6 protein-coding genes are annotated in these 14,058 nt (G+C 60.6%); 5 read left to right on the top strand and 1 reads right to left on the bottom strand.

Annotated features, from left to right (window positions below; translation table 11 throughout):
• Positions 1-2 precede the first annotated feature (2 nt).
• The 4 genes from IPJ12_18325 (at position 3) to pedF (ending at position 7,322) form a co-directional block, all read left to right on the top strand.
• A complete protein-coding gene (locus IPJ12_18325) occupies positions 3-1,253 on the top strand; it encodes a TolC family protein (protein MBK7649050.1) in 1,251 nt (416 codons plus the stop codon).
• Positions 1,250-2,764, top strand: coding sequence for an efflux RND transporter periplasmic adaptor subunit (locus IPJ12_18320; protein MBK7649049.1), 1,515 nt, complete (start codon positions 1,250-1,252; stop codon positions 2,762-2,764). Before IPJ12_18325 ends, IPJ12_18320 begins: the two co-directional genes overlap by 4 nt.
• Before the next feature lie 663 nt (positions 2,765-3,427).
• Entirely contained in the window at positions 3,428-6,586 is a 3,159-nt protein-coding gene (locus IPJ12_18315) for an efflux RND transporter permease subunit (GenBank protein ID MBK7649048.1), read from the top strand.
• Positions 6,587-6,842: 256 nt separating this feature from the next.
• Entirely contained in the window at positions 6,843-7,322 is a 480-nt protein-coding gene (gene pedF, locus IPJ12_18310; GenBank protein MBK7649047.1) for a cytochrome c-550 PedF, read from the top strand.
• 369 nt (positions 7,323-7,691) lie between these two features.
• Here pedF and IPJ12_18305 read toward each other — a convergent pair whose 3' ends face one another.
• Entirely contained in the window at positions 7,692-11,000 is a 3,309-nt protein-coding gene (locus IPJ12_18305) for a hypothetical protein (GenBank protein ID MBK7649046.1), read from the bottom strand.
• Between the two features lie 435 nt (positions 11,001-11,435).
• Between IPJ12_18305 and IPJ12_18300 the strand changes: the two genes are divergently transcribed.
• Positions 11,436-14,057: a cytochrome c gene (locus IPJ12_18300; protein MBK7649045.1), complete on the top strand. Its 2,622-nt coding sequence runs from the start codon at positions 11,436-11,438 to the stop codon at positions 14,055-14,057.
• The last annotated feature ends 1 nt before the right edge of the window (position 14,058 follow it).

Raw genomic sequence — 14,058 nt, 5'->3', positions numbered from 1 at the left:
CCATGCCCCCCCGTCTCGGCACACTGCTGCTGGCGCTCGTCCTGAGCGGTTCGGCGTGGGCCGAGCCGCTACCCGGTGCCAGTGTAGAATCCCTGCTCGCCGTCGCCCGTGAAAGCAGTCCGGACATTCGCATGAGCCGCCTCGAAGCCGAAGCGGCGCGCGAACGCATAGGCCCGGCCGGCGCCCTGCCCGACCCGATGCTGCGCATTGAACTGGAAAACATCACGCGCAACGGCAAGCAGAACGCCACGCTCGACCCGACCCGCGTCGGCGACACCAAATACACGCTGCTCCAGCCGCTGCCCTTCTGGGGCAAGCGTGACCTGAAACGCGAAGTCGCCAGCGCCGAAGCAACGCAAGCCGAAGGCCGGGCCAGCGATACCTGGAACGAAGTCGCCAGCCGCATCAAGAGCCTCTACGCCCAATACTGGCTGACCAGCCAGACCCTGCAACTGACCCGTGAGAACCTTGAACTGACCCGCCAGCTGGAGCAGATCGCCCAAGTGCGCTACGCCAGCGGACTGGCCGCGCAGCAAGACGCGATTCGCGCCCAGGTTGAACGCAGCAACCTGGACACCGAACTGGTTGGCATGGAGAGCGAGTATCGCCAGATGGCCAGCTTCATCAACGCCATGCTCGCCCGTCCGGGCAACCCGTCGCTGGCCGAACCAACAACCCTGCGGCCGATTCCGCCACAAATCGATACCGCCAAATTGAACGAGCGCCTGCTTGCCGCCAATCCGCAACTGGCCATCGAGTCGGCCCGCATCGGTGGAGCCGAGAAAAGTCGCGACCTGGCCTATCGCAACCGATATCCGGATTTCACCGTCGGTGTGGCGCCCATGCAGGTGCAAAACCGTGTCGACGCCTGGAGCCTGATGTTGGAGATGAACCTGCCCTTGCAACAGGGCACCCGGCGCAGCCAGGAACGCGAAAGCGAGCGCATGCTGGAAGCGGCCAACGCTCGCAAGGAAGCGCTTGGCCACCGTCTGCACGGCGAACTATCCGGCGCCCTGGCCGGGCTGGACGCCGCCCGCAGCACCGAACAGATCACCCGCAACCGCCTGCTGCCGCAGGCCGACCTGACCTTCAAATCGGCATTGGCCGGCTACGAGAACGGCAAGGTGGATTTCGCCACCCTGCTCGACGCCCAGCGCCAGATCCGCAACGCCAAGGCCGCCCTGCTGCGCGCCCAGGCCAGCCAGCAGATACGCCTGGCCGACATTGAACGACTCATTGGAGAAGACCTGTGAAAACCGGCCCCCTATTCATCTTTATCGCCGTCGCCCTGACCATCGGCGGTTTTGCCGGCGGTTATCAGTTTGCCCAGCAAAAGACGGATGGCGCGGCAGCCGTTGCCACGGTCAACCCGGAAAAACAGCCAAAAAAGAAACTTTTGTATTACCGCAACCCGATGGGCCTGCCCGACACTTCGCCGACGCCGAAGAAAGACCAGATGGGCATGGACTACATCCCGGTCTATGAAGGCGAGGAGGATGGTGGCGGTGATAGTGGCCTGAAAATCAGCGCCGAGAAAATCCAGAAAATGGGTGTCAAGGTCGAACCAGCCAAGCTGCAAGTGCTCGACAAGTCGGTCCGCGCCAGTGGTCGCATCGAAGTCGACGAAAGCCGTCTGACAACGGTGACCGCCAAGTTCGAAGGCTATATCGAGCGGCTTTACGTCAACACCACCAACCAGCCGGTCGGTCGCGGCCAGCCGCTGTTCGAGGTATACAGCCCGGAACTGGTCTCGGCCCAGCGCGAATACGCCATCGCGGCGCAAGGCGTCGGCAAGCTGGACAACGCCGGCGGCGAAGCACAGGACGCCATGCGCCAACTGGCCGACGCCAGCCTGCAACGCCTGAAGAACTGGGACATCTCCGAAGCGCAGATCAAGGCTCTGGCCCAGTCCGGCAAAAGTCATCACACCCTGACCTTCCGCTCGCCAGCCAGCGGCATCGTCACCGAGAAAAAAGCCATCCAGGGCATGCGTTTCATGCCCGGCGAAGCGCTCTACCAGATCGCCGACCTCTCCAGCGTCTGGGTGCAGGCCGATGTTTTCGAGCAGGACATTGGCGCGGTGCACGTCGGTCAGAAAGCCAAAATCCGCATCAACGCCTACCCCGGCGAAGCCTTCGAAGGCCGCATCGCCTACGTTTATCCGACGCTGAACGCCGCCACCCGCACGGTGCCGGTGCGCATTGAACTGGCCAACCCGAAAGGCCGCCTCAAACCAGCGATGTTCGCCGAAGTCGACATCCCGGTTGCTGGCGCTACGCAAGTTGTCACGGTGCCGAACTCGGCGGTGATTGATAGCGGCAACAAGCAAGTCGTCATCGTCCAGCTCGGCGAAGGCCGCTTCGACCCTCGACCGGTCAAGCTCGGCCAGCGCGGCAGCGATTTCGTGCAAGTGCTCGAAGGCATAAAGGAAGGTGAATCTGTGGTTGTTTCCGCCAACTTCCTGATTGATGCGGAAAGTAATCTGAAGGCAGCGCTGGGCGGCATGCAGAAAGCCGAAGAGCCCAAGGCTGCGGCAGCCGGCCACCATGGCGAAGGCACGCTGAATGCCATCGATGCCGAGAGTGGCAGTGTGACGATCAGCCACCAGCCGATTGCCAGTCTGAAATGGCCGGCCATGAAGATGGATTTCATGTTGGCGAATCCTTCGCTGGTTTCTGGATTGAAACCGGGGGCAGCGATTTCGTTTGAGTTTGTTGAGCGGAGTCCGGGGGAATGGGTGATTACTTCTTTGGTGAAGAAGTAATGTCTCGCCTGACAGGCATGCAGCACTCTGGTTTTGGAGATGGGGTTCCGGTGAATGAGCGGGGGGTTCCGCCTTGCGGGCGGGCGTACTTTCTTTTGCTTCGCCAAAAGAAAGTAGCCAAAGAAAAGGCGACCCCGGGGGCGGCGCCGGCTGCGCCGGTTCCTTGCGCTACTCGGAACGCCGGGCGGCTGGCTAAACTCGCCTGCGGCTCAAACAACGCCAGCCGACTGCCCCCGGCCTTCCTGCGTTGCTCAGCGCCTTCCACGGGGACCCGAAAGGCGTCCACGCTCGACCGATTAGCAGAAAAAAAGCTCTGCTACGGTCAACCGGAAAAAATGGCCAAAAATGAAATCTGTAACTCAGGCACCCAAGCTAAACCACGGATCGTTTCTCCGGGCCCCTTGAGAGGTGCCGAGCAACGCAGAAATGCCGGGGGCTGTCGGCGAGGACTGTCTGAGGGGCGAAGCCCCGAGTTCCGCAGCCGCCCGGCGTTTCGAGTAGCGCAGGGAACCGGCGCAGCCGGCACCGACCCTGGGGTGGCCTTTTCTTTGGCTACTTTCTTTTGGCCACACAAAAGAAAGTACGCCCGCCCGCAAGGCGGAAACCCAAGCCAATTAGCCCCCCGCAGGCAACCACAGGGCAACGCCCAAGAAAAGCCCCGCCATGCTTAATGCCCTCATCAACTGGTCCGCCAGAAACCGCTTCCTGGTCCTCCTGGCAACCTTATTCATCGTCATCGCCGGCATCTGGTCGGTGATGAAAACCCCCCTCGATGCCATTCCTGACCTCTCCGACGTCCAGGTCATCCTGTACACCGAATTCCCCGGCCAGGCACCGCAGGTCGTCGAGGATCAGGTCACCTATCCGCTGACCACCGCTCTGCTCTCCGTCCCGAAATCCAAAGTTGTCCGCGGTTTCTCTTTCTTTGGCGCCTCCTTCGTTTACGTCATTTTCGAGGACAACACCGACATCTACTGGGCGCGTTCACGCGTGCTGGAGTACGTCAATTCGGTCTCCGGCAAGTTGCCGAAAGGTGTCAATCCGACCCTCGGCCCTGACGCCACCGGTGTCGGCTGGGTGTTTCAATACGCGGTCATGGCCAAGAACAAGACGCTGGCCGAATTGCGCACGCTGCAGGACTGGTACTTGCGCTACCAACTGGCCAAGGCGCCGGGCGTCGCCGAAGTGGCGAGCATTGGCGGTTTTGTCCAGCAGTACCAGGTCACGGTCGATCCGATCAAGCTAAAGACGTACGGCATTCCATTGATGCGCGTTTCGGAAGTCATCCGTAATTCGAATCGCGACGTTGGCGGCCGGACGCTGGAAATGGCCGAGACGGAATACATGGTGCGCGGCCGGGGTTATCTGCGCGGCAAGGATGACATTGCGAATCTCGTGCTCAAGTCCCAGAACGGCACGCCGGTGCGCGTCGCCGATATCGGGCGCGTCGAACTGGTTGCCGACGAGCGGCGCGGCATTACCGAATTGAACGGCGAAGGCGAAGTCGTTTCCGGCATCGTCATGTCCCGTTTCGGCCTCAATGCGCTGGACGTCATCCACAACGTCAAGACCAAGATCGCCGAGATCAGCGCTGGCTTGCCGGAAGGCGTCAGCATCGTGACGACTTATGACCGCTCGGAACTGATCGAGCGCGCCATCACCACGCTCAAGCACACGCTGGTCGAAGAAAGCATCATCGTTGCGCTGGTCTGCATCGTTTTCCTGCTCCATCTACGCTCGGCGCTGGTCGCCATCCTGATGCTGCCAGTCGGCATTCTCGCGGCCTTCATCGGCATGCGAGCGCTCGGCATCAACGCCAACATCATGAGTCTGGGTGGCGTGGCGATTGCCGTCGGGGCGATGATCGATGCGGCCATCGTGATGATCGAAAATGCCCACAAGCATCTGGAGCGCCTCAAGCCCGGCGAATCGCGCAGCGAAGCGATGATTGCCGCCTGCAAGGAAGTCGGCCCGGCGCTGTTCTTCAGCCTGCTCATCATTACCGTCTCCTTCCTGCCCGTGTTCACGCTGGAAGCCCAGGAAGGCCGGCTGTTCGCCCCGCTGGCCTGGACCAAGACCTTCTCGATGGCCGCTGCGGCGCTGCTCTCGGTAACGCTGGTGCCGGTGCTGATGCTGGTCTTCATTCGCGGCCACATCCGCCCTGAAGCCGAAAACCCGGTCAATCGCTTCCTGATCCGCATCTATCGGCCGATCATCGCCAGCGTCATGAACTGGAAGAAAACCACCATCGTGCTGGCGCTGGTCGCCATCGCGATCAGCATCATTCCGGCCAGCCGCTTGGGTTCGGAATTCATGCCGACGCTTAACGAAGGCACGCTGTTCTACATGCCGACCACCCTGCCCGGCCTGTCGGTGACCAAGGCGGCCGAGCTGTTGCAGACGCAGAACAAGATCATCAAGAGCTTCCCGGAAGTTGCTTCAGTTTTCGGCAAGGCTGGCCGCGCCCAGACGGCGACCGACCCGGCGCCGATGGAAATGTTCGAGACGGTGATCAATCTGAAGCCGGAATCCGAATGGCGGGCCGGCATGACCACCGACAAGCTCATCGCCGAACTCGACAAGGCTCTGCAATTCCCCGGCGTCGCCAACTCCTGGACGATGCCGATCAAGGCGCGTATCGACATGCTGTCGACTGGCATCCGCACGCCGATTGGCATCAAGGTCTTCGGCACCGATCTGGTTGAAATGGAACGCCTGGCGCGCCAGATTGAAACCGTCGTCAAGGCCGTGCCCGGCACCAGTAGCGCCTTTGCCGAACGCATTACCGGCGGCTACTACCTCGACATCATCCCCGACCGCAACGCGCTGGCTCGCTACGGCCTGAGCGTTGGCGAAGTGATGGATGTTGTTTCTGCCGCGCTCGGCGGCGAAATGGTCACCACCACGGTCGAAGGCCGCGAACGCTTCGGCGTCACCGTGCGCTACCCGCGCGACATGCGCAGCGACCCGCAAGCCATCGCCCGCGACATTCTCGTCCCAATACCGGCCGAAATGGGCGGTGCCGCCAGCATGATCCCGCTCGGCCAACTGGCCGAAGTCAAGATCACCACCGGCGCCCCGGCCATCCGCACGGAAAACGCCCTGCTCTCGGCCTACATCTACGTCGACATCCGCGACCGCGACATCGGTTCCTACGTGGCTGAAGCGCGGCAGGCGGTCAACGACAAGGTCAAGTTCACGCCCGGCACCTACGTCACCTGGAGCGGCCAGTTCGAGTACATGGAACGCGCCACCCAGAAGCTCAAGGTCGTCGTGCCGATTACCTTGCTGATCATCTTCCTGCTGCTCTACCTCAACTTCCGACGCATCACCGAAACGCTTATCGTCATGCTCTCGGTGCCCTTCGCGCTGGTCGGCGGGGTCTGGCTGATGTGGCTGCTCGGCTACAACCTGTCGGTCGCCGCTGCCATTGGCTTCATCGCGCTGGCTGGCGTCGCGGCCGAAACCGGCGTCGTCATGCTGATCTATCTCGATCAGGCCTGGCAGGAAGTGCAAGTAAAATGCCGTGATGAAGGCCGCCCGGCAAAGGCTGCCGACCTCTACGCGGCAGTGATGGAAGGCGCCGTCGAACGCGTCCGCCCCAAGATGATGACCGTCACCGCCATCATGGCCGGCCTGCTGCCCATTCTCTGGGGCACAGGAACCGGTTCGGAAGTCATGAGCCGCATCGCCGCGCCCATGGTCGGCGGGATGATTTCATCGACTGTGCTGACCTTGGCGGTGATCCCGGCGATCTACGCACTGGTCAAGCAACGTCAGTTGCAAAACCAAGGTGCCCAGTTGGCTGCGAGCGCTCGCTAACGGTCATTTGGCCAAGTTCGGTGTTTTAGCGCCTTCATGACGCAAATATCCAAGCGCCCATTGAAGATCCGTCGTGTAACAGGCTGATACAACATCACACGGCAGAATGGCGTATTTTGGTGCTACACCAACTGATCTAACCTGCTTTTGAGACGAATTCTGAAGTTTCTCAACCGTAGCCTTGGCCACAAAAAGCCTAGGAATGAAAACGTGGATCTATCTTTAACGGCAATTGGAGAAACTTGATATGCATAAAATGAAGATGCGCATTGGCTTAGTCGCTGGTCTGTTTCTCGCTCTGGCAACATTGGACGCTCAGGCCCATGGCGATGTAACGCCGCACCCGGTTGATACGTCGAGCTTGCAGCCGCTCGGTAAAGACTGGATCCTGCCCAACCCTTACCGCGGCAACGAGAAAGCAGTGGCCGTCGGCGCGATTGGGTATCTGCATAACTGTGCCGGATGTCACGGACTGAATGCCGAGTCTGGCGGCGTAGCGCCCGACCTGTTGCTGATTACCAAGGATTGTTTGGGCATGGCGTCGAACGAGCAACAATCCTCCTGCCTCAAGGACACAGATGATTACTACAAGGACATTGTCCTCCACGGCAAGAAGAATGGCGAAGGTAGATTCTTGATGCCCGCCTACGACAGTGTCTTCACGCAGGAAGCGGTATGGGCAATCAAGGCTTACACCGATGCACGCACCAAAGAAGAGATCGCCAAGTCCAAGTAGCTTAAGCAACTTTCAGGCATCCTCCCGCGTCAGGCGGGACTTGCCTTATAGACACAGCGGGGTGAAAAACCGGGTCAATAGCCCCGCGGCTTTACAGCGATAGCCAGTGCCCGCCGCCACACTGGCTGTCGATCCTTTCTGACAGCGTTGACGACCATACAAACAATGAATGGCCAGTCTTACGGTCAACCGGAAATAATGGCCAAGAACCAAATAAACAGCGTCGAGCCTCATGCAATGGAATGCAGACTGTGTCGCTCGCTGCAGCTTGAAATTCACCGCTATCCGCGGACCCGCTGGCGCGACAAGCCAGCTACAGGCAGTTGAAACCCTGTCCCGATGAGTAGGCAAGCTGGCCGCATTGGCGGCCTAGCGCCCCAGCATGCGGGCCAGACGGCCGGTGAGGTCATGGTAGGCCACGTTGCCATCGCGCATTTGGGCACGACGCAGCGGTGGCGTTGCGATAGCACGACCTTTGTACTTGATACCGCGCTGCACGGTCTTGGCCATCGGGGCCACCGGCGTCTCCAGCCTGGGCGTTGCCAGCGAGAGAAAATCGTTGAAGCTGTGTGACATCGCCACACGGTCGCTGAGGAATGGCGCACTGGGTCCGATGAAGCGCGCGAGGATGGTCTTGAGTATGGAGCAATGGTCCAGCACCACTGCTGGCCCCTTGCCCGGCGGCACCCAGGGCGACACTATAAAGGTTGGTACGCGCAAGCCATAAGGTGTAAGGCAGTCTTGCGTGATGGGGTCGCCCTGCACGGCGAGCGAGGGCAGCGCAGTCAACACCAGCGGCGACAGACCCAGCTTCATCCCGTCCAGCAGCCCGCTGTCAACCTGGGCGGGCGGGTTGGCTTCCACCTTGCTTGGCCCCCGGCTGACCACATCGCCCGGCGTGACGCCACCCGGCTTTACAACACCACCTGAAGTGCCGCCGCCCGGCTTGACCACCCCGCCCGAAGCACCACCGCCCGGCGTGACGCTACCGGGTTCCACACTGCCAAACTGCTGGAAATCGCGCAGATCGGCTACCGGCGGAATCACGTGGTCATAGAAACCGCCGTGTTCGTCGTAGGTGACGATCAGCAGCGTGTCGCGCCACAGCGCCGTGTTGCTGCGCAGCGTGTTGTAGACGTCCGCAACAAAGGCTTGGCCGTTACGCATGTCGGCCACGGGGTGATCGTCGTTTTGCGGAAAATGGTGCATGGCCGGCTCGATGACCGTCAGCGGCGGCAAGTTACCTGCGGCCACGTCCTGGGCCAATCGGCTGATGGGTACGATGTGCGTGCTGTCGGTGGCATAGCGCGCAAACATGCGCAACATGGTCACCGATGGAAAGCTTTCATAGACGCGCCAGTCGAGTCCCTTGCGATTGAACAGGTCGTAGATGGTGGTACTGCGGCTGAGATAAAAGTTGTCGCCATTGTTGCTGTCCACGATGGCTTCGCCGGCACGGTCGTACTGCACATCGCCGGTCAGCGAGAACATGCGGTTGGGCAAGGTGGGCCCGGCGTGCGAGCAGTAATACTGGTCGCTCCACGCAAAGTTGTCGGCCAGAAACTTGTACGCCGGCAGGTCGGCACCCTGGTAGTAGCCCAGCACGTCTTGCTGCTTGACACGGTCCTTGATGGCCTGTGTCTGCGTGTCGAGGCGCTTTTTGAAGTTGCTGACAAAGCCTTCCGGGCTATTGATGAAGCGGCCGTTGGGGCCGGCCACACGCTTGGCCAACTGCTCGGTGACATCGTCCAGCTCGTGACCAACTGCCACCGGGAACTGTGTCTTGACTGCCAGATTACTTTGGCCCAGCGCGGGCAGGTTGTAGCCCTCGGCGCTCAAGGCTTGAAGCAGTTCAGGTGTCAGCCCGTCATCGCCGGCCGCGCCTTGTGCGCGGTAACCGAGCACATGGTCGAACGAGCGGTTTTCCATCATCACCACAACGATGTGTTTCACCTTGGCCAGGTTGTCGGCAGCCCAAGTGTCACCAAGCATACGCGGTGTCATCTGCCAGACATCCGGACCCAGCTGGTTAACGCTGCGGCCGATGACGCCGCGGTACACTTGGGAAGGACGCGGGTCGTGCTCCTGCGGGGCGATATAACTCAGCGCCAGCTCGTTGCCTTCGAGCCGTGCACTGGTATAGGTAAAGTCGTCGCCCAACAGAATCGCCAGAATGAAAGGCATAGCCAGGCTGCCAGAATCAATGTTGTCAATCAGGTTGCTGCGCAGCGTGCGGTTTACATAGCCCTCTACCAGTTCCAGTACGCCCGCAGCGCCCAGCGTCAGCAGCCCGCCGGTCAGCAGGCCCAGCACCAGTGCGGCCTCCCAGTGCAGATCCAGATCCAGCAGACTGTCCGGAAGCCATGCCAAGGGCACCAGCCCGCCTTGGGCGTTGGGTTGCAGACCCAGTTCCAGCTCCATCTGGTTGTTGCGAGGTTTCAGGGTCACCAGAGCGAAGCCACCCACCCGTACTTGCAACTCGCCTTCGGTTTGCAGCGTCACGCGCAGCGCTGGCACGGCTGGCTGAATGCGCTGGCTGGCCCCCAGGTTGACCTGCAAGGCCTTGACCCGAAAGCCGCTTGATATGATGCGCAAGCCATGGCCCAGGCCTTCGTCGGTGCTGAACACCGAGTAGGCCACGTTGGCCTTGATGTCGGGCTGGTCGGTATCTATGCCTGCATCTTGCGGATTCTTGCGTACCGGGCCATCCAGCAGACCATACATGTCCAGGGTTTCGGCGCTGAGTTCGTCCAGTATTTTCAAGCGGCCTACCAGTTTCTTTCCACGGCTTCCCACAGTAAAGCGCAGCTTGTTGCCGTTGGGGCCGAGCAGTACGTTGATGCGGTCTTGCAGCACGTTGGTGTGCACCCGCGTCGTGGCGGTGACCTGTGCCATCACGCGGTGGATCCGGGTGCTGTTGCCTCGACCCACAGCCTCCAGTGTCCAGGGCAATTCGTGGCCCTGCGGATCGCGCGACTTGTCGATGGCTTGCGGCGTCACCTCATAGGAAAGGAACGAACCGGCCGCCGTGGCAACCACGTTGCCAACGGGGTCCAGCAGCCGCAACTGGCCCTGCCATTGCCGGAAGGGAAGCGTAAAGGTCGGCGCCACGCGTACTTCCAGCCGTCCCAGACGGAACAGATCAAAGCGAAAGCTTTGCACGCCTTCGCCCACCTGCCCGTTGACCAATGGCGGCGCACTTTTGGAGAGCACCGTTTCCGTCTGCACGATGCGCAGCTTGGCTGGCACCAAAACCACTTCCGCCTCGTCTTCGGCCACGGGCACGGGTGCCGACTGCCCGCTGACGCTGAAGGACCAATCGCCTTGAGTTACCCCGCGCAGATTGCGAAAGCGAGCCAGGTCGGCCAAAGTGACCTCGTTACGGGTGAATGGCAGACCGTCGGGGGTTCGTACGGTCATGGTCAACGGCAAGGTGCGGATCTGGCTGCGCCAGCGCCCCTTGATCGTGCCATCAGGATTGGTGCTGTTGGGCCCCACCTCCTCCACCCACACGCGAACCGTATAGGTGGCAACGGCATGCAACGCCAGCACCCCGGCATAACGCACGCGCAGGCGACCACTGTTAGTACACCGCACCGCCACCGTGCCGTTGCCGGCGTCATCCAGATGCAGTTGCAGCGGCTGATTGGCCAGCACATGGGTTAGGGCGTAGGGCATGGCGACTCCTTGTACTGGACGTTTGAAATCATTCAATTTTCATAAAATAAAAAGTAGTGGGTAATCCGCTAATTGTCAAATGCGAGGAAAATCGTGCGAGTTAGCCGAGCAAAAAATGTCTGACAAGCAAAAAAACTCCGGATTACTGGCATAACAAACGCGATATCCAACATCACAATCGGGAACATGCCGACTGATGCCAGTCCCACGGTCAACCGGAAAAATCGGCCTGAATTCAAATATCTGCAGTGAGCCGCAATAGCCCATCAATGCTGGGCACAGCGCGAAAATCATGTACTGAATTTCGGTAACGAAAAAACCTGCAACAATGTTTGAACTTTTCCCGTATAAAAACGTCCTGTCATAAAGGGCATGGACACACTGACCCAAATTAAGCAGACTTGGATTCATCAGCGTTGATCGGGGGGAGGACGTATGAAACGTAATCTGTTAGCAGTGTTGACGGTACTTGTTACCATCGCCACCAGTATTGGCATCATCCAGATGCGACACCCAGGCCTCGGCGAGGCCCATGCCGAGAATGCTCCGGCAATTGCCGCGCCACCGGCAACAGTGCAAAGCGCGCCCGAGACCACCATAGTTGATCAGGATGCCCCCTACATGGAGGCATGCGCCCGCGAAGGACTCAATCAGTCCGAATGTGTCGGCCGCCTGATCTGGTTCAAGGCCACTGCCGGCAACGACCGCTTCCACACCTACACCTTCCAGCAGCGCATCGGCGTGCTGGTCGACTGGTTCCGCGTCCTGCGCGCTGATCAGCGCGATGACCGCTTCTGGGCCTGGGGCATCATCAACGACCCGTCCTGCTGCAAACCGGGCGATCCTGACTGCCCTGCCAAGTCGGCCGATGAAACCTACGGTATGGACTGGTGCCCGGGCGATGATGTACTGCTCAAATATGTCGGCAAGCCCGGCTACGTCGACCCGGCCTGCGGCCTCAAGGACGCTGCCCTGGATGCCGACGACCCGCACACCCAGGGTGGCAAGCTTGATCAGCGCGCCTCGGCCTGCGATCTCAAGTTCGGCACCTCGACCGGAGCGCTGGGCATCCGCAAGTTCCCCAACCCGCGCTTCAACGCCGCCAAGTGGCAAGCCCTGAATGGCGGCAATGCCAACTGGTCCGGCTTCAACGCCAAAAAAGACGCAGCGACCGGTGTCGAATCCGACAGCCGGGTCAGCAAATTGGCTGACGCCTCAGTCGAACCACCCTTCCTGATCGGGACCGCCTGCGGCTCCTGCCACATTGCCTTTGACCCGACCAATCCCCCGGCTGACCCGGCGCATCCCAAATGGGAAAACATCAAGGGGCTGATCGGCAACCAGTACACCCGCATGTCCGAACTGCTCACCTCCGGCATGGCGAAGAGCAGCCTCGAATGGCAGATTTTCTCCCACGCCCGGCCGGGCGTCACCGACACCTCTGCCATCTCGCATGACCAGGTCAACAATCCCGGCACCATCAACGCGCTGATCAACGTGGCCCAGCGCCCCGTTTTCAAGGGTGAGATGGTTACCAAATGGCGCAAGGCCAACACCTGCGGCGCCGAAAAAAATGAAGACAAATGCTGGTGCGAGCCTGGCCGTGAAGGCAAGTGCTGGGTCAAGAGCACACGCGATGACGACACGACACCGGTCAATCTTGGCGGCCAAAAAGTCGTCCTGCCCGGCGTGCATCACATCCTGAAGGGCGGCGAGGACTCAATTGGTGCCCTTGAGGCAATCCAGCGCGTCTATTTCAACATCGGCTCCTGTTCCGAGCAGTGCTGGGTCAATCACCTGACCGACATTAGGCAGGTTGATCCGGAGCAGCGCGGCTTCGGCCAGACTGCCTTCGATATCGGTCAGTGCCGGCGCGACTGCCCGAACTTCCGGGCCGTCGAGGATCGCCTGCAGAACGTGCTCGACTTCTTTGCCTCAGCCGAGTCGGATGAAACCGACCTGTTCGCCGCACGCGCCAACCAGCGCAAGGCCATCAACCCGACCGCCACCTACATGCCGGCCGACCTCGTCGCCGACCTGGAGAAGGAATTCGGCAAGGGCGCCGTTGGACGCGGCCAGACAATCTTTGCCGATAACTGCGCACGCTGCCATTCGAGCATTCCGGAAAGCACTGGCGGACCGTTCAAGAACCGCGACTTCGCGGCGCCGAACGAAGCCCACCCGCGCAAAGTCCGCGCCGACTTCCTCGGCAATGACGAATCGACGCCAGTGACCGAAGTTGGCACCTTCCGCTGCCGTTCGCTGCATTCCAACCACAAGCCTGGGCACCTGTACATGGAATATGCCTCCGATACGCTGCACAAGCGCCCTATCGTCGCCGACATTCCTGAGCGGAATGAACTGAAGGATGGCGGCCGCGGCTACATGCGCAATGTCTCGCTGGTCAATGTCTGGGCCACTGCACCGTTCATGCACAACAATGCCATCGGCCCCGAGATCTGCGGCAAGCCGGCCAACAAGGACAACGACTTCCATCGTTCCCGCTACGTCGGCCCGGACGGCAAGCTGCTGCCAGAGCAACCGGAATGCGTGCGTTACGACCCCACGGTCGATGGCCGCTTCGATCTCTACAAGCTCTCGATGCATGAACTGCTGCACCCGAAGGAGCGCGGCAGCAAGCGTACGCTGACCAATACCGACCTGCTGATGGACGTCGGTATCCGCCCGCTCGACGGCAAGACAGAGAAGCCACTCGGCGGCTTCGGTCAGGTCAAGATTGTCGCTGGGGCCAGCGTCGGCTTCCTCAACGGTCTGGAACACAAGCAACTGGTCGGCGACCTCTTCCTCGCCAAGCGCCACCCCGAGCAACTTGAAAAAGCTGGTCGCAAAGCCTTGCAACCCACCTTGCTGGAGATTGCCGACGAGGTTCTGAAAAACCCGTCCCGCTTCGTCGATATCCTGCGTGAAAAGCGCGACTTCCTCAGCGCCAATTACGAAACCTGCACCCAGGAGATCGAAAACGAGGGTCACCGCTTCGGCGAAGACCTGTCCGAAGCCGACAAGAAGGCGCTGACCGCCTTCCTCGCCACCCTTTAAG

Source organism: Betaproteobacteria bacterium (genome assembly GCA_016709965.1).
Lineage (GTDB): Bacteria > Pseudomonadota > Gammaproteobacteria > Burkholderiales > Rhodocyclaceae > Azonexus > Azonexus amarohabitans.
The sequence above is the reverse complement of the archived record's forward strand: the minus strand, read 5'-3'. Positions and strand labels throughout refer to the sequence as shown.

Excerpts from the sequence above, each read along its gene's own strand:
- IPJ12_18325 (MBK7649050.1), top strand. The coding sequence starts at position 3 with ATGCCCCCCCGTCTCGGCACACTGCTGCTGGCGCTCGTCCTGAGCGGT.
- IPJ12_18315 (MBK7649048.1), top strand. The coding sequence starts at position 3,428 with ATGCTTAATGCCCTCATCAACTGGTCCGCCAGAAACCGCTTCCTGGTC.
- pedF (MBK7649047.1), top strand. The coding sequence starts at position 6,843 with ATGAAGATGCGCATTGGCTTAGTCGCTGGTCTGTTTCTCGCTCTGGCA.
- IPJ12_18305 (MBK7649046.1), bottom strand. The coding sequence starts at position 11,000 with ATGCCCTACGCCCTAACCCATGTGCTGGCCAATCAGCCGCTGCAACTG.
- IPJ12_18300 (MBK7649045.1), top strand. The coding sequence starts at position 11,436 with ATGAAACGTAATCTGTTAGCAGTGTTGACGGTACTTGTTACCATCGCC.